The organism is Variovorax paradoxus (assembly GCF_009755665.1).
Lineage (GTDB): Bacteria > Pseudomonadota > Gammaproteobacteria > Burkholderiales > Burkholderiaceae_C > Variovorax > Variovorax paradoxus_G.
Map to the genome: position 1 here is coordinate 1491483 of NZ_CP046622.1, position 21812 is coordinate 1513294.

At 67.2% G+C, this 21812-nt stretch carries 19 protein-coding genes; 9 read left to right on the plus strand and 10 right to left on the minus strand.

Annotated features, from left to right (window positions below; translation table 11 throughout):
* Positions 1 to 21: 21 nt before the first annotated feature.
* Genes GOQ09_RS06900 through GOQ09_RS06920 form a run of 6 tightly spaced genes read right to left on the minus strand, consistent with a single transcriptional unit; the run spans position 22 to position 4918 of the window.
* Complete coding sequence (locus GOQ09_RS06900) at positions 22 to 447, minus strand: GNAT family N-acetyltransferase (RefSeq protein ID WP_157612764.1); 426 nt, start codon at positions 445 to 447, stop codon at positions 22 to 24.
* 28 nt (positions 448 to 475) lie between these two features.
* The gene (gene mnmH / locus GOQ09_RS06905) at positions 476 to 1549 is read right to left on the minus strand and encodes a tRNA 2-selenouridine(34) synthase MnmH (RefSeq protein ID WP_157612765.1); all 1074 of its coding nucleotides are present in this window, start codon (positions 1547 to 1549) and stop codon (positions 476 to 478) included.
* Positions 1542 to 2345, minus strand: coding sequence for a phosphonate ABC transporter, permease protein PhnE (gene phnE / locus GOQ09_RS26090; RefSeq protein WP_165442069.1), 804 nt, complete (start codon positions 2343 to 2345; stop codon positions 1542 to 1544). Before phnE ends, mnmH begins: the two co-directional genes overlap by 8 nt.
* Positions 2342 to 3175 (minus strand): PhnE/PtxC family ABC transporter permease, encoded by an 834-nt coding sequence (locus GOQ09_RS26095; RefSeq protein WP_242631024.1) that lies wholly within the window; start codon positions 3173 to 3175, stop codon positions 2342 to 2344. Before GOQ09_RS26095 ends, phnE begins: the two co-directional genes overlap by 4 nt.
* A gap of 14 nt (positions 3176 to 3189) precedes the next feature.
* Positions 3190 to 4029, minus strand: coding sequence for a phosphonate ABC transporter ATP-binding protein (locus GOQ09_RS06915; RefSeq protein ID WP_157612766.1), 840 nt, complete (start codon positions 4027 to 4029; stop codon positions 3190 to 3192).
* 31 nt (positions 4030 to 4060) lie between these two features.
* Positions 4061 to 4918, minus strand: a complete 858-nt coding sequence (locus tag GOQ09_RS06920; RefSeq protein WP_207309932.1) for a putative selenate ABC transporter substrate-binding protein — start codon at positions 4916 to 4918, stop codon at positions 4061 to 4063.
* Between the two features lie 118 nt (positions 4919 to 5036).
* Here GOQ09_RS06920 and selD point away from each other — a divergent pair, with 118 nt between their 5' ends.
* The 5 genes from selD (at position 5037) to GOQ09_RS06945 (ending at position 7980) form a co-directional block, all read left to right on the plus strand.
* Entirely contained in the window at positions 5037 to 6116 is a 1080-nt protein-coding gene (gene selD / locus GOQ09_RS06925; RefSeq protein WP_157612768.1) for a selenide, water dikinase SelD, read from the plus strand.
* A gap of 95 nt (positions 6117 to 6211) precedes the next feature.
* The gene (locus GOQ09_RS06930) at positions 6212 to 6694 is read left to right on the plus strand and encodes a DUF4124 domain-containing protein (RefSeq protein WP_157612769.1); all 483 of its coding nucleotides are present in this window, start codon (positions 6212 to 6214) and stop codon (positions 6692 to 6694) included.
* A gap of 13 nt (positions 6695 to 6707) precedes the next feature.
* The gene (locus GOQ09_RS06935) at positions 6708 to 7151 is read left to right on the plus strand and encodes a ribonuclease HI family protein (RefSeq protein ID WP_157612770.1); all 444 of its coding nucleotides are present in this window, start codon (positions 6708 to 6710) and stop codon (positions 7149 to 7151) included.
* A 41-nt stretch (positions 7152 to 7192) separates the two neighbouring features.
* The gene (locus tag GOQ09_RS06940) at positions 7193 to 7441 is read left to right on the plus strand and encodes a DUF3297 family protein (protein WP_021006088.1); all 249 of its coding nucleotides are present in this window, start codon (positions 7193 to 7195) and stop codon (positions 7439 to 7441) included.
* Positions 7442 to 7458: 17 nt separating this feature from the next.
* Positions 7459 to 7980, plus strand: coding sequence for an O-acetyl-ADP-ribose deacetylase (locus GOQ09_RS06945; protein ID WP_157612771.1), 522 nt, complete (start codon positions 7459 to 7461; stop codon positions 7978 to 7980).
* 31 nt (positions 7981 to 8011) lie between these two features.
* Here GOQ09_RS06945 and GOQ09_RS06950 read toward each other — a convergent pair whose 3' ends face one another.
* Positions 8012 to 14020 carry an alpha-2-macroglobulin family protein gene (locus GOQ09_RS06950; protein WP_157612772.1) on the minus strand — a complete coding sequence of 2003 codons (6009 nt, stop codon included), beginning with the start codon at positions 14018 to 14020 and terminating at the stop codon, positions 8012 to 8014.
* Between the two features lie 154 nt (positions 14021 to 14174).
* Here GOQ09_RS06950 and opgC point away from each other — a divergent pair, with 154 nt between their 5' ends.
* Positions 14175 to 15317 carry an OpgC domain-containing protein gene (gene opgC, locus GOQ09_RS06955; protein WP_157612773.1) on the plus strand — a complete coding sequence of 381 codons (1143 nt, stop codon included), beginning with the start codon at positions 14175 to 14177 and terminating at the stop codon, positions 15315 to 15317.
* A 6-nt stretch (positions 15318 to 15323) separates the two neighbouring features.
* On the opposite strand, the gene GOQ09_RS06960 is transcribed toward opgC, so the two are convergent.
* Positions 15324 to 16130 (minus strand): SGNH/GDSL hydrolase family protein, encoded by an 807-nt coding sequence (locus GOQ09_RS06960; protein WP_157616612.1) that lies wholly within the window; start codon positions 16128 to 16130, stop codon positions 15324 to 15326.
* A 266-nt stretch (positions 16131 to 16396) separates the two neighbouring features.
* Between GOQ09_RS06960 and GOQ09_RS06965 the strand changes: the two genes are divergently transcribed.
* From GOQ09_RS06965 to GOQ09_RS06975, 3 genes are all read left to right on the plus strand, one after another.
* Positions 16397 to 16942 carry a DUF3455 domain-containing protein gene (locus GOQ09_RS06965; protein WP_157612774.1) on the plus strand — a complete coding sequence of 182 codons (546 nt, stop codon included), beginning with the start codon at positions 16397 to 16399 and terminating at the stop codon, positions 16940 to 16942.
* 98 nt (positions 16943 to 17040) lie between these two features.
* Positions 17041 to 17577, plus strand: a complete 537-nt coding sequence (locus tag GOQ09_RS06970; protein ID WP_157612775.1) for a hypothetical protein — start codon at positions 17041 to 17043, stop codon at positions 17575 to 17577.
* Between the two features lie 17 nt (positions 17578 to 17594).
* A complete protein-coding gene (locus GOQ09_RS06975; protein WP_157612776.1) occupies positions 17595 to 18896 on the plus strand; it encodes a tetratricopeptide repeat protein in 1302 nt (433 codons plus the stop codon).
* A gap of 12 nt (positions 18897 to 18908) precedes the next feature.
* On the opposite strand, the gene GOQ09_RS06980 is transcribed toward GOQ09_RS06975, so the two are convergent.
* Together GOQ09_RS06980 and argH are read right to left on the minus strand one after the other, a co-directional pair.
* The gene (locus GOQ09_RS06980) at positions 18909 to 20384 is read right to left on the minus strand and encodes a rhomboid family intramembrane serine protease (protein ID WP_157612777.1); all 1476 of its coding nucleotides are present in this window, start codon (positions 20382 to 20384) and stop codon (positions 18909 to 18911) included.
* Positions 20385 to 20399: 15 nt separating this feature from the next.
* On the minus strand, positions 20400 to 21797 hold the full coding sequence (gene argH / locus GOQ09_RS06985) for an argininosuccinate lyase (protein WP_157612778.1): 1398 nt from the start codon (positions 21795 to 21797) through the stop codon (positions 20400 to 20402).
* Positions 21798 to 21812 lie beyond the last annotated feature (15 nt).

Here is a 21812-nt window from a genome sequence, read left to right on the forward strand (position 1 = left end):
CGCGCGAGACGAAACGCGTGTTCATTCGATCAGCCCGCGCTCCGCGGCCTGCGCCTGGTTCTCGAAAACGGCCATGGCGGTCTTCATGCGCCTGAAGCCGAACTTTTCGTAGAAGGGCTCCTTGCCGGCCACCGCATAAAGAATGATCTTGCGGTGCCCCTTCGAAAGATCCATGAGCCGCGAGACGAGCTGCTTGCCCAGGCCGGTGCCCTGATGCGTAGGGTGCACGGCCACGTCGCAGATGTAGGAGCAGTCGAGCCCGTCGGCCACTGCACGCCCGGCCCCGACCAGGCGGCCGTCGTCGTACACGAAGCACTTGAACATGCTGTTGGAGAACACGAGCTTCAGGCCGCCCGGCTGCTTGTTGCCGAGCGGTGCGGCCTGGTAGAGCCGGGAGAGTTCTTCCCAGTCGATGTCTTCGAGCGAATGGCGCCATTCGAGTGTCATGGAGCGTGCCTCCTCTGTTTTCGGCCGGTCACCCGGCCGCGTTCAAGCGCAGGATGGCGTCCGCCACGGCTTCGATGCCTTGGTCCGTCAGGTCGGGTGCCGCCACCTGCTGGCGCAGCGGCCACTTTTCGAAGTGGCGCGCCTGCGAGCGTTCGTAGTGCGGATCGTAGTGAAGTGCCATCAGTTCCGCAAAAAGCTGCGGCAGGTCGCCCGCCATCGCCCACTCCTGCCAGCGCTGCACCACCGCCTTGCCCTGCATTTCCTTCAGCCTGCCAAGCTGTTCCGCGAGTGCCGCGCGGTCGTCGCCCAGGTAGGCGTAGTCGCGCAGCAGGTAGTCGAGCCGTGCGGCTGCACTAGCTTGAATTTCGATGCATGCCGCGGCGCGCATGTGCGCGACCAGGGGAATGGGAACCGAGAGCCGGCCGATGCGGGCGCTCTCGCCTTCCACATACAGCGTGCGAGAGAGGTCGAGCGCACCGAAGCAGGTGGCAATGCGCGTTTCGAACTGCTTTTGCGACGGCTGCGGCACGCCGGGCAGGGCGCCCAGCAGCGAGCCCTTGTGGCTGGCGTAATGTTCGAGGTCGAGCACCTGCTCGCCGCGCGCGGCCAGTGCCTGCAGCACGCGCGTCTTGGCGCTGCCCGTGGCACCGCAGATCACCTGGAGCCGAAGCTTCGGCACCGTGGCCTCGATTTGCGCCAGCACATGGTGGCGAAAGCTCTTGTAGCCGCCGGCAAGCTGCTGCGCGTCCCAGCCGACCAGGCGCAGCCAGGCCACCATCGAGCCGCTGCGCAGCCCCCCGCGCCAGCAGTACACGAGCGGCCGCCAGTTGGCGGGTTGCTCGCCAAAGCGCTCGCGAAGGTGCCGCGCGAGGTTGGCGGCCACCATGGCGCCGCCCACGCGCCGCGCTTCAAAGGCGCCGGTCTGCTTGTAGATGGTGCCGACGATGCGGCGCTCTTCGTCGTCGAGCACCGGGCAGTTGATCGCGCCGGGAATGTGGTCGAGCGCAAACTCGGAAGGCGAACGCGCATCGATGACGGTGTCGAACCGGTGCAGGTCTGCCACGCGCGTGGGCTGGTGGCGCGGGTTGTCTTGGTCACGCATGGGCATGCCCCAGGTTGCGCCGCAGCCGGCCGCTTGCCAGGTCGACAAGGGCCACCAGGACGAACATTGCAATCAATACGGTCATGGCCTGCTGCTGTTGAAAGATCGACAAGTGAAAGTAGAGAAGCTGGCCCAGGCCGCCGCCGCCGACAAAACCAAGCACCGCGGCCATCCGGATGTTCATTTCCCAACGATACAGCGCATAGGCCACCCATTGCGGCAGCACGAGCGGAAGGCTGCCGTAGGCGAAGGCCGCCGCCGCGCCGGCACCGCTGAGGGCCAGTGCCTGCTCGGGTTCGCGCGGCGCGTTCTCCAGGCTTTCGGCAAACAGCCGGCCCAGCACGCCGGTGGTGTGCAGCGCGAGCGCCAAGGCTCCGGCGAAAGGCCCGATGCCGGCGGCCAGCACCATGAGCGCGGCCCACACCAGTTCGGGCACGCTGCGCAGAAAGTTGAGGACAAAACGGCAGCCCTGCCGTACCAGCAGGCCCGACCTGCCCGAGGCCGGCAATGCGAGCGCGGCGGCACCTGCGGCGGCCAGCAATGTGCCCAGCGCCGACACGGCGAGCGTCTGCAGTGCGCCCCACGCGGTCTTGGCAAGGAAGGCACTTGAAAAATCGGGAGGAAAAAACTCGGCGATGAACTTGCCCATGAAGCCGATCGACTCCGCCGTGAACAGCGCCCGGTAGTCGATGGCCAGATACCCAAAGCTGGCCACCACGCCCGCGAGCACCATCGCCGAGGCCGCCCAGCAGCGGATGCAGCGAGGCGGCCTGGCCAAGTCGACATGCCCGTTCATGCCAGCAACCTTCGCAACGCATTGCTCAGCGCATCGGCGAGCAGCACCAGCACCAGGAACACCAGCAGGATGCTGCTGGCCTCGCCGCCGTTGAGCATCTTCATCGACTGGTCCATGAGCTGGCCCAGGCCGCCCGCGCCCACGAAGCCCATCACCACCGAGGCCCTGACGGCGCATTCCCAGCGGTACACGGTGTACGAAATGAGCTCCTGCGCGGAGTTGGGCAACAGGCCGTACACCAATGCTGCAAAGCGCCCGCTGCCGCTTTCCAGCAAAGCGCGGGCGGGGCGCGTGTCGGTCGATTCGAGTACCTCGGCGTACACCTTGCCGAGCATGCCGCCATAGGTGATGGCCAGCGCCAGCACGCCTGCTGCAGGGCCCAGGCCGAGCGCGCGCACGAAGACCAGCGCCCAGACGATCTCGGGCACGGCGCGCAGCACCATCAGCACCGAGCGCCCGGCTTGCCGCACCATGCCGGCTTGCGTGCGGCCCGGTCCGGGGCCGATGCGCGAGATCGAGAGCGCGCGTGTGGTGACGAAGGCCAGCGGCGCGCCAATGACGAATGCCAGCGCTGTGCCGGCTGTGGCCATGGCCAGCGTCTCCAGCGTGGCCTTGGCCAGCATCGCCAGAAAATCCGGTGCGGTTTCTGGCGGCAGAAAGCCGGCCAGGAAACCGCCGATCACCTGCAGGTTGCCGGGCGCGAACAGCGCGGACGGCGCAAAGCCCGACAGCTGCAGCATCGGCCATGCGATGACGAGCGCGGCCAGCAGCCACACCAGGCGGCGGCGCGCCAACGGGTCGCGCAATGCGGGCGCTATACGTGGGGGCAATGGCTGCACGGTGCTCACAGGCAATCCGGGCGTTCGATGGAGTTCTCGGCGCCCGAAGCGAATGGGCCCGGTGCGATGCCGATAGGCCGTTCCGGTGCCTGCATCGGCAACCCGCCTTCGCTCGCATAAAGCGCCGCGAGCATCGCCTCGGTCACGTTGCCGACGGGCTCGTCGAAAACTACCTGCCCGCCGCGCATGCCCACGATGCGCGGAAACCAGCGCAGCGCCAGGTCGACCGCATGCAGCGAAGCCACCAGAGTGGCGCCGGTCGCTTCGCTTTGCGCCGCCAGCTGCTGCAACGCTGCATCGGCCAGCGTCGGGTCGAGCGCGGATACCGGCTCGTCGGCCAGCAGCAGCGCGGGCCGCTGATAGAGCACGCGCGCAATGCCCACGCGCTGCAGCTGGCCGCCGGAGAGGCGGTCGCAGCGGTCGAACAACCGGTCTTCGAGCGAGAGGCGCGAGAGCACCTCGTGCGCCCCTGCAAGGTCTGACGGGCGCAGCAGCGAGGCCAGTGCGCGCATCGCGCTCCATTGCCCCAGCCGCCCCGAGAGCACGGCGGTGACCACGCGCAGGCGCGGCGCGATTGGCGGGCTCTGGTGCACGGTGCCGATGCGTGCGCGCAAGTTGCGCAATGCGGGCGCCGCCAGGCTCCAAGGCGATTCGCCGAGCAGCTGCACCGTGCCTTCGCCGGGCCGCAGCGCGGCGCCGAGCACGCGCAGCAGCGTGGTCTTGCCCGCGCCGGAAGGCCCGATGACGGCCACCCGCTCGCCGCCGCGCGCCGCGAGCGACACGCCTTGCAGCGCGCGATGGCCGTTCGGGTGAACCAGCCCGACCCGGTCGAGCGAGAAACTCACGCGACGGCTCCGCTGGCGCGCCGCAACGACATCACTTGACCAGGCCGGCCGACTTGGCGGCAGCCTCGATGCCGTCGTAGTTCGACGACTTGGTGGCGACGAACTTGCTCGCGCGCTGCAGGTTCATGATTTCCTTCATGGCGGGATTGGCCGGGTCCAGCTTCAGGAAGGCCTCGGTGAGCTTCTTCGTCAGCGCCGGGTCGAGGCCCGGGCGCACGGTCCAGTTGTAGTCGTAGTAGGTGGGCGTGGTGGCCAGCACGCGCACCTTGGCGGCGTTCGGGTTCTTGCTCTCGACTAGCTTCTCCCACACCGACGCGTTCAGCACGCCGGCTTCGGCGCGCGAGGCGGCGACGAAGGCCACGGTGGCGTCGTGCGCGCCGGAAAACGCGACCGTCTTGAAGTCCTTTTCAGGGTCGATGCCGGCCTGCATGAGGAAGTAGCGCGGCATCAGGCTGCCCGAGGTGGAGGAGGGTGCGCCGAACGCGAAGGTCTTGCCCTTCAGGTCGGCCAGCGTCTTGGCGGTGCTTTCGACCGGCACGATGAACTTGCTGGTGAACACCTCGTCTTCCGCGCGCTGCACGATCGGCATCGCGCCGCCGTTGGTGCGAATGCGGGCCTGCACAAAGGTAAATCCGCCGAGCCAGGCCAGGTCGATCTTGTTCGTGGCCAGGCCTTCGACCACCGCGGCGTAGTCGGTCACGGGCGTGAACTGCACCTCCATGCCGGTTTCCTTCTTCAGGTAGTCGCCCAGCGGCGTGAACTTGCGCTGCAATTCGGTGGGCGCCTCGTCGGGAATGGCGGAGACGCGCAGCACCTTGCCTTGTGCGGAAGCACCCAGGGCGAAGGCAGACAGCGAGAGCGCGAGAGCAATGCGAAGGAGGTTTTTCATGGAATGGCGCGGCATCGCGCAGGGAGGAAGGGACAACCCTCGATTGTAGAAACCCGCGTTCGGGCGCCGTTTGCGCGCGGCTTCGATAATGGGCGACTGCCCTGATACGGATTGCGCCATGACCGATACGCCGACGATTTCACCCCTCAACCCGCTGGCCCCGTTGCGGCTCACCAGCTTTTCGCACGGCGGTGGATGCGGCTGCAAGATCGCGCCCGGCGTGCTGTCTGAAATTCTGAAGAACAGCGGCGGCGGCCTCATTCCGCCCGAGCTGATGGTGGGCATCGAAACCGCCGACGACGCGGCCGTGTATCGCCTGAACGACAAGCAGGCGCTGATCGCGACCACCGACTTCTTCATGCCCATCGTGGACGACCCCTACGAGTTCGGCCGCATTGCCGCCACCAATGCCATCAGCGACGTCTACGCGATGGGCGGCAAGCCGATCATGGCGCTGGCGCTGGTGGCAATGCCCGTCAACCAGTTGCCGGTGGAGGTGATCGGCGACATCGTGCGCGGCGGGCAGGACGTGTGCCGCGCGGCCGGCATTCCGATTGCGGGCGGCCATACCATCGATTCGGTCGAGCCGATCTACGGGCTCGTGGTGATGGGCCTGGTCGACCCGGCCCACGTCAAGCGCAACGCCGAGGCGCGCGCGGGGGACGTGCTGGTGCTGGGCAAGCCACTGGGCGTGGGCGTGCTCTCGGCCGCGCTCAAGAAAGAAAAGCTCTCGCTCGCGGGCTACCGGCAGCTCATCGAGAACACCACGCGGCTCAACACGCCGGGCATTGCGCTGGCGACGATGCCGGGTGTGCATGCGCTCACCGACGTCACGGGCTTTGGACTGGCCGGCCATGCGCTGGAGCTCGCACGCGGCGCCAGGCTCACGGCCACCATCGACTGGCCCCGCGTGCCGCTGCTGGACGGCGTGGCCGCCATGGCGGCGGACGGTTTCGTGACCGGTGCCTCCGGCCGCAACTGGGCCGGCTACGGCGCGGACGTCGAGCTTGCCGACAGCCTCCCCGCCACCGCCCAGGCACTGCTGAGCGACCCGCAGACCTCGGGCGGCCTGCTCGTGAGCTGCGCCGCCGATTCGGTCGACGCCGTACTGCAGGTGTTTCGGAGCGAGGGCTTCGCCGATGCCGCGGTAGTCGGCCGCATGGAGCAGGGCCCGGCGCGCCTGCGCGTCTTGCCTTGAAGGCTGCACGGGTGCCGCCGCAAGTCCCGAGTTCGGGCCAGAATGCAGCCAAGGGGAAACGCTGCAAGACTCCGGCAGCGAACAACGAGGGTCGCATGATGCACACAACGGTTCTTTTCATCTCGGTCTTTGCTGCCGCGGCCATGGGCATGGCCGCGCATGCCGCGGACGTGGTTCGCTGCACCGACGCCAGCGGCGGCATCGTCTACACGCAGGGCCAGTGCCCCCCGGGAACCAAGCTCTCGCGCCAGGTGCCCATTTCAGAGCCGCTGTCGGTGGTACCGCCTGCTTCGCCGGAAGAAGCGCGCCGCCCGGCCTACACGCCGCCGCCGACCGCGGCGTTGCCGCAGCCCCCTGTCAGCAATGTGCCGCAGGGCCCCGCCATCATTCCCCGCAACGTCGAAGAACCGCGCGTGGCCCCCGAGCCGCCGCCGGTGTACAGCTGGGGCCCCGACCCGTACTACGACGGCGGCCGTCCGGTCATCCGCCCGCGGCCCCCGCGCCCACAGGACCCGGGCCCACCCCCGGGTCAGCGCCCCTGCCAGAACCTGGCGGGCATCAAGCGCAGCAACTGCTGAGCCGCCGCGGCCGATGCAACTTCGCCCCTGGACCGTGTACTGCGACGGCAGCGCCATGCCGAACCCCGGCCGCATGGGCGCCGGCGCGGTCATCACCGAGCCCGACGGCACCCGCCATACCCTGTCGGCGGCCAGCCATGCCGTTGGCTGCAACAACGAAGCCGAACTGAGGGCGCTGACCCTCGCACTCGAGGAGCTGAAGGCCAGGGGCGCGACCGCGGTGCTGGCCTATACCGACAACAGCATCCTCGTCGAGCAGCTCGGCGGGTCCGAGGCCAAGCCGATCGCGCGCATGGCAGGCCTCTTCGAAGACGCCCGCGCGCTGCTCGGCTCTTTCGAGGAAGCGAGCCTGCGCTGGGTGCCGCGGCACCGCAACCACGAGGCCGATGCGCTCGCGCGCGCCTCACTCGGGTTTGCGCCCAAGGCGCCCGCCAAGGCGACAAAGAAGCGGCGTTAAGCTGCGCGGTTCAGTTTTTCAGTTAGATAGCCGTTTATTCCATGACCGAAGCCAATTCCCTTCCGCCTCTTCCCGACCACCTGTCCACCGACCCGCGCAGCCCGCACCACGTGGCGGCCGTTTTCGAGCACGACATCGGCATCCGCTTCAACGACAAGGAGCGCCTGGACGTCGAGGAATACTGCATCAGCGAAGGCTGGATCAAGGTGCCCGCCGGCAAGACGGTGGACCGCAAGGGGAAGCCTCTGCTCATCAAGCTGAAGGGCAGGGTCGAGGCGTTCTATAGGTAAAGACTCCGCCCAGGACCATGCAGAACGCGCTTCGCGCCGTACGCGGCGACATCACCAAGCTGCAGGTCGATGCCATCGTCAATGCGGCCAATTCATCGCTGCTCGGCGGAGGCGGTGTCGACGGTGCCATCCACCGCGCCGCAGGGCCCGAGCTTTTGCATGAGTGCCGCCTGCTGTCTGGCTGCAAGACGGGCGACGCCAAGCTGACCAAGGGCTACCGGCTGCCGGCGCGGTTCATCATCCACACCGTGGGGCCGGTCTGGCGCGGAGGCTCGAACGATGAGCCGGAGCTGCTTGCATCGTGCTATCGAAAGTCGATGGAAATCGCCGGGCGGCACGGCGTCCGCACCATCGCGTTTCCATCGATCAGCACGGGCATCTACGGCTATCCGGTCGAACTCGCGGCGCCCATCGCTGTGGCCACGGTCCGGTCGGCACTGGCCGAGAGTGCCAGCGTTCAGGAGGTCACGTTCTGCTGCTTCTCGGAGGCGGACCTGGCCGTGTACGAAGCGGCGCTTGCGGCAGAGGGCCCTGCCTAGAAAAGCAGGCCTCGCTGCGCCTTGGTTCGCCTTACTTCGCCGCCTCCACCTTTACCCGCGCATTCGGCGTCTCGCCGAACATCTCCGGCGCATACATCGCCTCGACGCGGCTCGGCGGCAACGCGAAGTCGCCCACGTTGTTGAGGCGCACGGTGTATTCCATCTTCACGACGCCCTTGGGCAGGTATTCGTAGTAGCTGCGGAAGGCTTCGAAGCTGCGCTCCTCGAATGCCGGCCAGCCCGCGCCCGACTTCTTTTCGCCCTGCGTGGCAATCTGCGAGTCGCGGCCAAGGCCGCTGCCCAGGATGGTGGCGCCGCCGGGAATGGGGTCGCTGATCACCACCCAGGTCATGTCGGCGCTGGCGTTCACCTCGATGCTCACGCGCAGTACGTCGCCGCGCGTGTACTTGCCGGCGGTGGCCTGTTCGACCGGCGTGATGGTCTTCTTCAGCGCGTAGCCGGCGGCGAACGGCGCCTTCAATTGCACGGCGGCAATCGACTGCATCGTGAGCCACGGCTTGCCGGTGCCTTGCTGCATGACCAGCAGCGTGTCGCGCACCGGCGCGCCCGATGGCGATGCCGCCCACGGAAGGAACATGGTGTTGTTCTTCAGGTTGCCCGGCGAGGCGGGCGCGCCGAAGAAAGTGCCCTGGTGGGGTGCGCCGGCCGCGTCGGTGGTCTTCACGCGATCAACCTTGCTCCAGTCGACCTGCGCCTTGGCTGCGCCGAGCGTGGCTGCGGTGACGCCGGCCACCGGCGTGCTTTCGAACACCTTGGAGAACTTCTCGAGCGCGAGCCCGCCCCACAGGTTGGCGGTGGTGGTGTGCCAGGCGCCGTTCTGCTGGCGGCCGATGAAGCCGTTGGCGAGCTTGCCGATGTCGTCCTTCCACGCCGGGTCGTCCATCACGCTGAGCAGCAGCCGCGCGGTGTTGACGTCGCCGTTGGTCATGAGCCACCACCAGTAGTCGTCACGCTCGGTGCTGAAGACGAGCTTGGTGCCCTGGTACGAAAGGCGCGCCTTCAGTACGTTGTTGGCCTCGTCCAGCCGCTGTTGGCGCTGCGGCACGTCGGGTATGCGCTTGAGGATGTTGAGCCAGTCGATCACCGCGCTGGTGGGCCACTGGTTCGGCGCAATGGTGATGCTGCCGAGCATGCCGGCCTTGGCGCTGCCGTAGCGCGATAGCGCTTCGAGCGCGGCGAGCTTGCGCACGTCCAGGTCCTTGCGGGGGCTCCAGAACTCGCGCTGGATGCGGCCTTCGACAAAGGCGATGAGGCCCGACTCCATAGGCCCGCGCACGTCGTCCGCCAGCGCGAAGGCCGGGTTCAGCATGGCGGCTTCGTGCGTTGCGGCCAGCAGGTACGAGGTAAGGATGTCGCTGCCGCGGTTGGCCTCACCGTCGCGCGGTGGAAAGTAGTTGGCCAGCCCGTCGCTGTCCAGGTAGGTTGGCAGCTGGGCCAGCACACCTTGCCACATCTTCGCGTCGCGCAGGCCGACCGATTTGCTGGTCTTCTGTTCGAGGCAGATGAACGGGTAGTTCGCAAACCAGTCGCGCACGCTCGGCAGGCCTTCGGCAAGCTTGGGCTGCAAGGCGAGCTTGAGGCCGCCGCGGCCGGGCAGGGCATCGGCCGGCGGCGCCACGTCGATGGTGAAGGGTCCGTCGAGCTGCACCAGCGTGGCCTGCTGCACCGTGAGCGGCACCGAAGGCACGATGCGCTGGCGCACCTTGAGCGCGTCGCGTGCGCCACCGATGGTGTCCTTGGCTTCGATCTCCCACAGGATGGCCTCGGCACGCGTCTGCGCGAGCTGCGCGGGTGCGGTCACTGTCCATGCAACTTCACGCGCCTCGCCGGGCGGGATTTCCACCGTCTGCGTCTCCAGCGTGAGCAGCGTGGCGCGCGGCGTGGCTTCCACCTTCATCGGCTTCTGCGTGGTGTTGCGCAGCGTGATCTGGGCGCGGAACTGGTCGTCCTCGCGCACCAGCGGCGGCAGGCCGCTGATGATCTGCAGGTCTTGCGTGGCCTGGATGCTGGCCTGGCCGGTGCCGAAGAGGCTGGTGCCCGCATCGGCCACCGCCACGATCTTGAAGGTGGTGAGCGCGTCGTTGAGCGGCACCGTCACCACGGCCTGGCCGTTGGCGTCGAGCACCACCTTCGGGTTCCACAGCAAGAGCGTGTCGAGCAGTTCGCGCGTCTGGCCCTTGCCGCCGCCGCCGCCCGCGGGCACGGCCTTGCGCCCGTAGTGGCGCCGGCCGACGATTTCCATCTGCGCGGTGGAGGTGGAGACGCCCCAGCTGCGCCGCTGCAGCATGGCGTTGAGCAGGTTCCAGCTGTCGTTGGGCATGAGCTCCAGCAACGCCTGGTCGACCGCGGCCAGGGCTACTTCGGCACCGGCCGCGGGCTTGCCGTCGGGCAGCTTGGCGGAAATGGTGATCTGCGCCTTGCTGCGCACCGGGTAGCTGGGCTTGTCGCTGGTCACGGTCACGTCGATCTGGTGCGCGCGCGTGCCGACACGGATCTCTGCCATGCCCAGGCGATAGGCGGGCTTGCTCAGGTCGACCATGGCGGTGGGCGCGACGTATTCCTTGCCTTCGTACCAGAAGGCCGTCCACCACTCGCGCGGTGCCTTGAAGCCCCAGGTGAAGAAGCTGTACCACGGCACTTCGCGCAGGCGGCCGCGCAGGGCGAGCACGCTCACATAAGCGTTCGGCCCCCACTCGGGCTTGACCTCCAGGCTCACGGTCGGGTCCTTGCCGTTGAGCTGCACCACGTGCGTTTCGATGATGCCTTCGCGTTCAACGGACACCAGCGCGGTGGCAAAGCGGAACGGGCTGCGCACCTGGAACTTGGCGATCTCGCCGGGCTGGTAGCTCTTCTTTTCGGGCAGCACGTCGATGCGGTCGTTGTCTTCGCCGCCGAACCAGAGTTCGCCCTGCTTGGTCACGTACACCGAGCTGGCGGCGCGGCTGTCGCGGCCTTCGCTGTCGGTGGCACTGGCCACCAGTTCGACTTCGCCGGCTTCCTTCAGTTCGGATTCGCACAGCAGCAGGCCGCGTGCGTCGCTCTTGCCGCTGCAGACCGTGCCGATGTCCTTGGTCTCGGTCTTGTTGTCGTAGGTGTAGAAGCCGCCCACCATGCGCTTGCGGCTGGTGGTTGTGATGCGCGCCACGGCGCGCACGTTGAGCGTGACGCCCGCCTGCGGCTTGCCCGAAAGATCGAGCGCAAGGGCCTGGTACTTGAGCTTCTGGCTGGTGGAGACCCAGCCTTCGGTCTTGATGCCGGCAATCACGGAGGCCGGCCACAGCGTTTGCGTGCTGCGGATGGTCTGCACCTCGCCGTTCGGGTCGGCGTAGGTGGCTTCGAGCAGCAGCTCGCGCGCGGCCCGGGCCTTGGGCACCTTGTCGATGGTGACCTTGCCGGCGCCATCCTTGTTGAGCGTGAGCGGCAGCTTGTCGGCGATCACGCGGGTGTCGCTGGCGCTGTTGATGTCTTCCTCGCCGCCTGCGGCATCGGCGGCGGGCGTGGCCGCCTGCGAACCGTCGGCCTGCACGCGCGGCGGACTGAAGCTGAAGGCGTCATGGTCGGCAAAGCTCAGGCTCTTGCCGCGCACCATGGCCGACACGCGCACCGGCAGGTTGGCGGCGCCGCCACCGGCCACGTAGTTGATCTGCACGTCGGCCGGCACCGAGACGACGCTCACCAGCGGCTTCTTGTCGGCGGGCGTGATGCGGCCTTCGAGCACCGGCAGGCGGAATTCCTCGACGCGGAACTGGCCGGTGGAGAAGCTGCGGTTGTAGTCGCCGTCTTCCCCTTCGCCTTCGGAGTCGCCGTCGCCGTTGCGCAGCATGACTTCGTACACGCCGAGCTTGGCGGCCGGCGGAACGGGGAATGTGTTTTCGGCGCTCAGGCCGCCGGTCGGCGTCTTGCGCCATGCCAGCGGCTGGGTAAAGCGCTGGCCACTGCCGGTGTGGGTCACCACCAGCGTGTCGGGCCGCTTTTCGGGCAGGCCGAAGCCCTTGCTGGTCTGGGTGCGGATCAGGTGCTTCATCGACACCGTTTCGCCGGCGCGCAGCAGCGTGCGGTCGAAAATGGTGTGGGCCACGCGGTCAGGCTCGGCCTGCAGGCTCGTGGGCACGTTGAAGCGCCAGGGCTCGATGCCGCGCTGCCAGTCGCTCCAGGTGAAAGCCAGGTCTTCGATGCCCTTGTCGTCCTTGGCGCGCGCGCTGACGAACCATGCGCCCGCGTTGTAGTCGTCCGGGCCGCTGCAGTTGGGCGCCTCGGGCGCGACGCCCGGCAGGTTGACGACGCCGTTGGCGTCGGTCTTGCCCGACGCGACGGCCACACCGCGGCAGTCGGACACGCGCACTTCGGCGTTCGGCACCACCTTGCCCTTGTCGAGCGTGGTGACCCAGGCCATCGAGTTTTCACGGCCGAGCTTGAAATGCACGGCCAGGTTGGTGGCCAGCGCGGTGGTGCGCACATACATGGTGCGGCTTGCGCCGTAGCGCTCGTCGAGCAGCGCGTCGCCGAGCTTCTGCGACGCAATCTCGAGCACGTGGAAGCCCGGCGTCAGCGGAATGCCGATGACTTCGAACGGACGCGGATCGCCGCTCTCGGCCTTGGGCATGTCGAGCGCCTTCACGCCCGGCTGGCCGGCCAGAAGGGACAGCATGCGGGTCTGCAGGCTGGTGCGGTCGTCCTTGTCGATGACCGGCGGCAGCGCGCCCTTGATGTCCTTGCGCGCCTGCTCTCGCGAAACGGTGTAGTTGTCGTAGCGGCGCACCTTGCGGAACCACGCAATGATCTCGGCGTCGGTCTTGGGGTTCATGTCGCTCACCTTGCCGGGCGTGAGCGCCTGCACCATGAGCGCGGGTTCCACGCGCCGCACGGTCACCGGCATCATGGCCGGCGTGCCGGGCTCGGCCAGCCGCTCGACCACGCCGAAAGGCGAGGCGGCAAACTTGGTCAGCGGCGGCATGGCGCCGGTCGCCACGTTCAGCGGAAAGCTGCCGGGCGAAGCCAGTGGCCGGCCCGAGGCGTCCTCGAACTTGGCGGGCAGCTCGACGGTGAACTTGGTGTCTTCGGCGAGCGGCGGGCCAAAGCTCGCAGAGCTGACCACGTCGTCTTCGCTGGGCGTGCCGCCGTCGTTCTCGAGCGTGGCGGCAATCGACTTTCCGCCGCCCTTGAGCTGGATCTGCGAGGCCATCTTGCGCGTGACCGGCGCATTGAACTGCAGTTGCATCGGCCGCAGCGGCAGGCAGGCGGCCTGCGCGTTCTCGCGCTCGCAGGTGAACGAGACCGCGAACGGCTCGCGCACCTGGAAGCTCAGGCGGCGCTCCACATTGTTGGCAACACCCGAAGGCGTGGCTACGCCCTTGCCGTAGACGATCTGCACCTTGCTGCCGGGCGTGAGGGTGCGGTTGCACTGCAGCGCAATAAAGCGCATCGGGTCTTTTGCGGCTTCCTTCTCGCGGCTGAATGCCTTGAGCAGGCCGGCGCGCTGCTCGCCTTCGAGCAGCCTGACGGGAATGCGCTCGCCAATGCCCTCGGCCGCGCACCAGACGTTCTGGCGAACGCTTTCGACGGTGGCCGCGCCGTTGAGCTCGAGCACGAACATCTGCTGCTCGTCGATCCGGCCATAGCTGCCCGGCATGAAATTGCGCACGAACGGGCCGCCGCTATTGAATTGATAGCGCTCCGGTCCGGTCAATTCGCCGCCGCCGCTCGGCTTAAAGGTGAAAATCCGCGTGACGGTGCAGCGCACGCCGGGCGGCAGGTCGTTTTCGAAGTCGTACACCCACTGCTTGGCATCGGTCCAGCGGCCCGTGCCCTTGCCGGCCTGGGCGTCGGTGCAGCTCACCGCCAGCGGTGCGGGCGCCTTGGGATCGCCGAAATTCACGGCGGCCTGGTCGAACTTGGCGACGATTTGCCGTACGCGGGCCACTTCCCCCTGGGGTGTCAGGCTGGTGATCTGGAGGGCATGGACCGGGCCGGCAAAAAAGGCGCTGCCGGCCAGAAGCAGTGTTGGAATGGTTTTTTTCATTTATTCGTTTCTCCACCTTGAAGCACCGCGCAGCGTAGCCGATTTGAGTGGCGGTTCGGCAGTGCCAGGAGTCATATGCCGTGGCGGTCTTCATACAATCGGAGATGTCGTGCGTGCGCCGCGCAGACCGCCACCAAGACCTCGCCGCCGACTGATGAAACGCTACTGGGAAATTGACGCCTTGCGCGGGCTGATGCTCGTGCTGATGACCGTCACCCATTTGCCCACGCGCCTCACCGATCCGCTGGGGCAGCCGTTCGGCTTCGTTTCGGCGGCCGAAGGCTTCGTGCTGCTGTCGGCGTTTGTGGCGGGCCTGGTCTACAGCCGCATCGGCTACGTGCGCGGCGTCGACTCGATGCGCCAGGCCTTCTGGCGGCGCGTGCTCAAGGTGTACCTGTGCCAGGCGGCGATCCTGCTGTTCCTGTTCACGGTCATTGCCGCGCTCGGCCTGCACATCGACCAGCCGGCCGTGAAAAACCTGGTGTCGTACTACCTTGCGGAGCCGCGCGACGGATTCCTCTTCGGGCTGCTGCTCGTCTACGAACCGGCGCTGCTCGACATCCTGCCGATGTACATCTTCTTCATGTTGATGAGCCCCTGGGTGCTGGCATTTGCCATGCGCCACGGGTGGGCGCTGGTCATGGCCGCGAGCGCGACCGTGTGGGCCATGGCCCAGTTCGGGCTCAGCGAATGGATCTACGGGCTGGCAGTGCACTACCTGCACATTCCAGTGCCGTTCCACGAAATGGGCGCCTTCAACAGCTATGCGTGGCAGTTTCTCTGGTTCGCGGGGCTGTGCATCGGCGCAAGCCGCAACCTGCCCGATGCTCGGCCGATGCGTTTTCCGGCCTGGCTGTGGGTTCCCGCGCTGGCCATTGCCGTTTATGGCTTCTGGTGGCGACACCACGGCATCAACGGCCAGGCGCCCTTTGGCGGCGACGTGGAGCTGAACCTGCTGTTCGACAAATGGCAGCTGGGGCCGCTGCGCCTCGTCAACCTGGTGGCGCTGGGCATCCTGGCGGTGCGTTTCGGGCCGTGGTTCATGCGCAAGATTCCGCGCCTGCACTGGCTCGAGGCCATGGGCTCGGCCTCGCTGCCGGTGTTCTGCGCGCACCTGGTGGCGGTGCTGCTGGTGCTGGCCTTCTACGGCGACAGCCAGACCGCGCGGCCCTGGTGGGGCGATGGTTTGCTGCTGCTGGCGGTTTTTGCCGGCATGTACGCGGTGGCGCGGTTCACGCGCGGGGCCGACGTGCCGCCGCCGGCGGACGATGTGCCGACCGAGCCTGTGCGGGCCTGAGAGCGGTCAGGGCAGGACAGGCGCAGGTGCTGTCGCAGGGACCGGCATTGGTGCCGGCGCCGGAACCGGGGCCGCCGCTGCAACGGCTCCCGGCAGCCGCGCCGCGATGATCGACTGCCAGAGCCGGTAGCCCTCGTCCGTCATGTGCAGCCTGTCGCTGCGGAACAGTTCCGGCCGCGGCCGTCCGTCAGCGCCGAGCATGGGCGTGAAGACGTCGATGTATTCGCTGTCGGGCAGGCGGTTGAGATAGGCCGCAATCACGTTGTTGGTTTCGCGCACCAGCGGCATCAGGTGCTCACGCGAGGGGCTCGGCTTGACGGAGATGAAGCTGATGCGGGTGTTGGGCAGTTCGGCGCGCACCGTGTTGACGAAGCGCGCAAAGCTTTCGAGCACCTGCAGCGGCGTGCGGCCTTCGGCCAGGTCGTTGTCGCCGGCGTACACCAGCACCTGCCGCGGCTTGTAGCGCACCACCAGGTCGCGCGCGAACAGGCTGCAGTCGGCCATCGTCGAGCCGCCGAAGCCGCGGTTGACGACGCCGGGCACCTGGCGAAAGTCTTGCAGCAGGCTTTTCCACATGCGCACGGAGGAACTGCCCACGAACACCACGCCGCCGGGCGCCGGAAACTGCTGCTGGTCGGCGCGGGAAAAGGCCGCGAGCTCGTTGTGCCAGCGCGCCTTGGCCGCCAGGTATTCGGAGGACGTATCGACCGCGGTGCTGTCCAGCGACTCGTAGGGCAGCACGGCATTGTGGTTCTGGGCGTGCGAGGCGAATGCCGCCGTGAGCAGCAAGGCCGCGGCCAGCGCGGTTTTCATCGAAGGCATCGGAAACTTGGCGGAACGCAGGTCAGGGGTTTTTTCAATCGGGGCTCGAGGCTGATCTCCGGCGCGGGCACGCGAGCGTCCTATTCTGACGCAGTCAGCCGCCGGCGGCTTTGTCGCGCCGCCCGCTGCAATCCATTTGCGCCCGGCGTGCGTACAAGCATGCGAGACCGTCCGGGCGCTCGGCGCCGAGGCACGGACTCGCCTTCACGGGCTTGTCTTTTCATTCACCTCTCGCTCAGGCGACAAAGGAACCGACCATGACCATCCGCACCCTGACCGTCCTCGCAGCTGCCGCGGGCCTTGCCGCCTGTTCCGGCATGGGCGCCAAGCCCCCGATGTATTCCCAGGCCGGCCTGCCGGACGCGGTGAAGGTGCCGGCCGGCCATTCCGTGGCCATGGAAACCGTGGGCGCAGGCGACATCACCTACGAATGCCGCGCCAAGGCGAACATGCCCGGCCAGCACGAGTGGGTCTTCGTCGGCCCGGACGCCAGGCTGATGGACCGGGCCGGCAAGCAGGTGGGCAAGTACTACGGCCCGCCGGCCACCTGGGAGAGCATGGACGGCTCCAAGCTCACGGCCACCCAGGTGGCGGTGGCGCCCGCCGGCACCGGCAACATTCCCTACCAGCTGGTGAAGGCCAACCCGGCCATGGGCACGGGCGCGATGCAGGGCGTGAGCTACATCCAGCGCGTGTCGACCCAAGGCGGCGTGGCACCGGCGGCGGCTTGCGGCGCCTCGAACATGGGCCAGAAGCAGGTCGTGAAATACCAGGCCGACTACATCTTCTACCGCGCCGTCTGAGCGGCTTTCAGGCACTGTTCGCCGCCTCAGGAAACATTCGGCAACGTATACTTCCCCGCAAAATCGGAGCGGAGCGCACCAGCGTGTGCGGGCGGGGAATGAAGCAAATTGCGATCGTTGTCGCGCTCTGCGTGGGCGCGTGGTACTTCTTCATCGGCGGGCGCAAGCTCGACGAATCGATGGTGCGCACGTACTACGAGAAAGAGGCGCACGCCATCTACTCGCGTGACGCGGAGAAGCTGTGCAAGCAGCTCAGCAAGAAGGCCGTGGTCCAGAGCAAGACGGTCATGATGGGCCGAACGCAGGAAACCACCAGCGACCGCGACCAGGCCTGCGAAGGGGTGCGCAAGACTTTCAAGATGTTCGAGGTGGTGGGTGAGGGCATGGGCGGCATCCTCACCATCGAGTACGAATACAACATCGACAGCATCGAGGTGGCCAGCGACCGCAAGAGCGCCACCGTCGAAGGCACCAGCGTGCTGAAGATGGGCGAGGCGGCCATGCAGTTCAAGAGCAGCTTCACGCAGCGCCTGGAGCGCGAACTGGGCCAGATGCGGCTGGTTCGCAGCGACGACGTCACGGTGGTGCGCATGGGCGGGCGCGGCGCCATGAGCCAGAGCGACTTCTTCAAGTAAGCACGGGGGCCGCCACCATGCTCGTCAACGACTCGCCGCCGCCCCCGCCTCCGTTCTGGCACCGCCTCAACAGCTTCTTTGCGTTTCCGTTCCAGCTAAGGCCGCTGATGTACGGCCTGGTGCTCGCGTTCTGCAGCCTGCTGTTCGAGGCCATTCCCTTTCTGCATCCCGGCCTGTCGCTGATCGTGATCGAACTGGGCATCGTGCTGGCGGCCAGCCGCTATGGCTTCAAGGTGACCGCGCTCGGCTCGAGGGGCATCTGGCGTTCGGAAGATTTTCCGCGCGAGCTGAATGAAGACTGGGTCAACCTGCCGTGGAAGCTGTTTGCCATTTCGGTGGTGCAGGGCGCGCTGATCGGCTGGCTGGCCTGGTACGAGCCGGTGCTGGGTACCGTCGGGGTGTTCGTGGTGTCGTTCACCTTTCCGGCCGCGGTGATCGTGCTGGTGCAGTCGGGCAGCTTTTTCCAGGCCATGAACCCCGGCCACGTGATGGATGCGATGCGCATCATCGGATGGCCGTATGCGCTGCTGTGCTTCTTCCTGTTCTTGTTGAGCGCGGGCGCGCAGATTGCCATTGGCATGGTGCTGCCGATGATCGACGGCCTCATCGTGCTGCCGATTGCCAACTTCGCGTTCATCTACTTCGGCTGGGTGATGGCCAGCCTGCTCGGCTATGTGATGTACCAGCACCATGACGCCTTCGGCATCGACCTGCTGCCCGGCGGCGGCGTGGACGACGGCGCGCCCGTGGACCGCCGCACGCCCGAGCAGATTGCCGCGCAGCGCACCGATGCCGAAGTCGCGCAGCTGGTCACCGACGGCGACGTGGCCGGCGCGCTGGGCGTGGCCTGCGAAGCCCAGCGCGTGGCGGCGGCCGACGACCTGGCGGCGCAGCGCCGCTATCACCGCGTGCTGCTGCTCATGCCCGACAAGGCATCTACCTTGCTCGACCATGCGCGCCGCTACATTCCGCTGCTGCTGCGCCGCGACCTGGCCTCCGAGGCGCTCAAGGTCTTCAAGGCCTGCCGCGAGAAGGACAAGGCCTTTGCGCTGGACGACGCGCCCACCGTCATGACGCTGGCAAAAGCAGAATGGCGCAACGGCGATGCGCATGCCGCACTGGCGCTGCTGTCGGGCTTCGACCGGCGCTTTCGCGGACATGCGGCCATTCCGCAGGCCTACGAACTGGCGGCCAGGGTGCTGGTGCAGGGGCTGGGCCGCGCCGACATGGCTCAGCCGATTCTGAAGACGCTCGAATCTCGCTTTCCGGACAGCGAGCAGACGCAGGAAGTGCGCTGGCTGCTGCGGCCATCGGCCTGATTTTCGGCCGGGCTAGGCGCGCTCGAGGGCGCGCGTCACCATGTCGTTGGGCGCAAGCCGCAGCAGATGCGGCAGCCAGCCCTTCGCCATCTCGCGCTCGCCGGCATGCAGCAATCCATTGGCGCAGGCCGACAGCGTGTCGGCCAGTTCCGGATGGTCGGGCGCGGTTTTCAGCAGCACGCGGCACAGCTTGTCGGCGTCCTCAAACTGGCGCACGCGCGTGAAGCGGCGCGCAAGCCGGGCCATGTCGTCGGGCTTCAGGCGCGCGCCGGGCTTGGCCTGGTCTAGGTAGGTGGTGTAGCTGGCGTGCTGCAGGGCCAGCGTGTCGGGGTCGGTGGCCGGCAGGCGGAAGATGCGTCGCGCGGCCTGGTGAAAGTCTTCGCTCGCGGGCTGCAGCCGCGCGGTGTTGAACCAGGCGCGCAGCGTGTCGGTATCGCCGGGTTGCAATGCGGCGGCGGCGCGCCATTCGGCGGCGGCGGCCTCGAATTTCATGGCTGCGCCCAGCCGCCGCGCCGCGGCCACGTGGCCGTTGAACTCCTCGGCGCCATTCGATTGTTCCGAGGCCACGGTTTCCGGGGTTTTCACGCGATTCAACGCCATGGCGCAGGCCATCAGCGCCGCGCCCGCCAGAAGGCCGCCCAGGTGCGCCATGTAGGCGATGCCCTGGCCGCCCACCGCGTGCTGGAGCAGTTCGTTGGCAATCCACGCCGGCAGCAGCAGCAGTGCCGGCGCCGTGACGTAGTTGAAATAGAAGAACAGCTGGTAGAAGAACCGGATGCGCCGCAGCCGGTACATCACCGCGTACATGCCCATCAGCGCCGACACCGCGCCCGAGGCCCCAAGGCCGTAGCTCCCCTTGCCCGCATAGGCCCAGTCAGCCAGCACCGAGGCGCCCACCGCACCCAGGATGTAGAAGCTCAGGTAGGTGCCGCGGCCCAGGGCCAGTTCGACCGAGAAGCCGAACAGGAAGAGGAACAGCATGTTGCCCAGCAGGTGCCCGGTGCTGCCGTGCAGGAAGGCCGCGGTCACCCACGTCCAGGGCTTGAACTCGGCGTCCTTCGTGTAGTCCTGCGCCCAGCGTTCGGTAAACGCAGTGGGCTTCATCGATTCGTATTGCTGCCGGTCGCGCTTCCACTCGGGGTACCGTGGGTTGGCGGGCGTGATCACGCCATCTGCGCGCAGCTTTTGCAGGAACGTCTTTTCGCGCTGCATGCCGTCGAGCAGCGGCCCTGTCTGCTTGCGGGCCAGCAGCCGCTGGGCCGCCTTGGCACGGGGCGAACGCGTTTCCTCGAGCCACGCGACGAAGGGTGGCAGCTCCAGCTCGGGCAGCACGCTCTGTGCGTAATAGTGGGCCGCGCGTTCGTCGGCCTTTTCTTCACTGCGCTGCGGCCCCCAGAACACGATCATGTTCACGAGGATCAGCAGCACCGTCATCCACGGTGGATTGCGCCAGCTCGGTTTGTTCTCGAGCGGGATGGCGTAGAACAAGTGGCGCCTTGACGGTCAGGCAAGCCGTGCGCGGTGGCGCGCGATCTGCGCCTTGACCTGCGCCGGCGCGGTGCCGCCCAGGATGTTGCGCGCATTGAGCGAGCCGCGCAGGCTCAGCACGTCGTACACGTCCTTCTCGATCTTCGGGTTGAATTGCTGCAGCACCGCCAGGGGCAGTTCTGCCAGGTCGACCTTGTGCGAGGTGGCGGCCTTCACCGCGTGGGCCACGATTTCGTGCGCGTCGCGGAAGGGCAGTCCCTTCTTCACGAGGTAGTCGGCCAGGTCGGTGGCGGTGGCGTAGCCGCGCAGCGCGGCAGCTTCCATGGCCTCGGGCTTCACGGTGATGCCACCGATCATCTCGGCAAAGATGCGCAGCGTGTCCTTCAGCGTGTCGACAGTGTCGAACAGCGGCTCCTTGTCTTCCTGGTTGTCCTTGTTGTAGGCCAGCGGCTGGCCCTTCATCAGGGTGATGAGCGCCATCAGGTGGCCGACTACGCGGCCGGTCTTGCCGCGCGCCAGCTCGGGCACGTCGGGGTTCTTCTTCTGCGGCATGATCGAAGAGCCGGTCGTGAAGCGGTCGGCGATCTGGATGAAGCCGAAGTTCTGGCTCATCCAGAGAATGAGTTCTTCGCTCATGCGGCTGACGTGCACCATGCACAGGCTGGCTGCGGCGGTGAACTCGATGGCGAAGTCGCGGTCGCTCACGGCGTCCAGGCTGTTCTGGCACACGCCGTCCATCTTCAGGGTCTTGGCCACCAGCTCGCGGTCGAGCGGATAGCTGGTGCCGGCCAGTGCGGCGGCGCCCAGAGGCAGGCGGTTGACGCGCTTGCGCACGTCCTGCAGGCGCTCGGCGTCGCGGCTGAACATTTCCACGTAGGCCAGCATGTGATGGCCAAAGCTCACCGGCTGCGCCACCTGCAGGTGCGTGAAGCCGGGCAGGATGACGTCGACGTTCTTTTCGGCGATGTCCACCAGCGAGACTTGCAGCGCGACGAGCAATTCGGCAATCAGGTCGATTTCGCCGCGCAGCCACAGGCGCACGTCGGTGGCAACCTGGTCGTTGCGGCTGCGGCCGGTGTGCAGGCGCTTGCCGGCGTCGCCCACGAGCTGGGTCAGCCGGGCCTCGATGTTCAGGTGCACGTCTTCGAGGTCGAGTTTCCACTCGAAGGCGCCCGATTCGATTTCAGCGCGGATCTGCGCCATCCCACGCTCGATTTCGGCATGGTCCTGCTTGCCGATGATGCCTTGGGCAGCCAGCATGCCGGCATGCGCGAGCGAACCTTCGATATCGGCCTGCCACAGACGCTTGTCGAAGAACACGCTGGCGGTGTAGCGCTTCACGAGGTCGCTCATGGGTTCGGAGAACAGGGCCGACCAGGCTTCGGATTTCTTGTCGAGTTGGTTTTGGGTCATGGGAGCCGTTCGAGA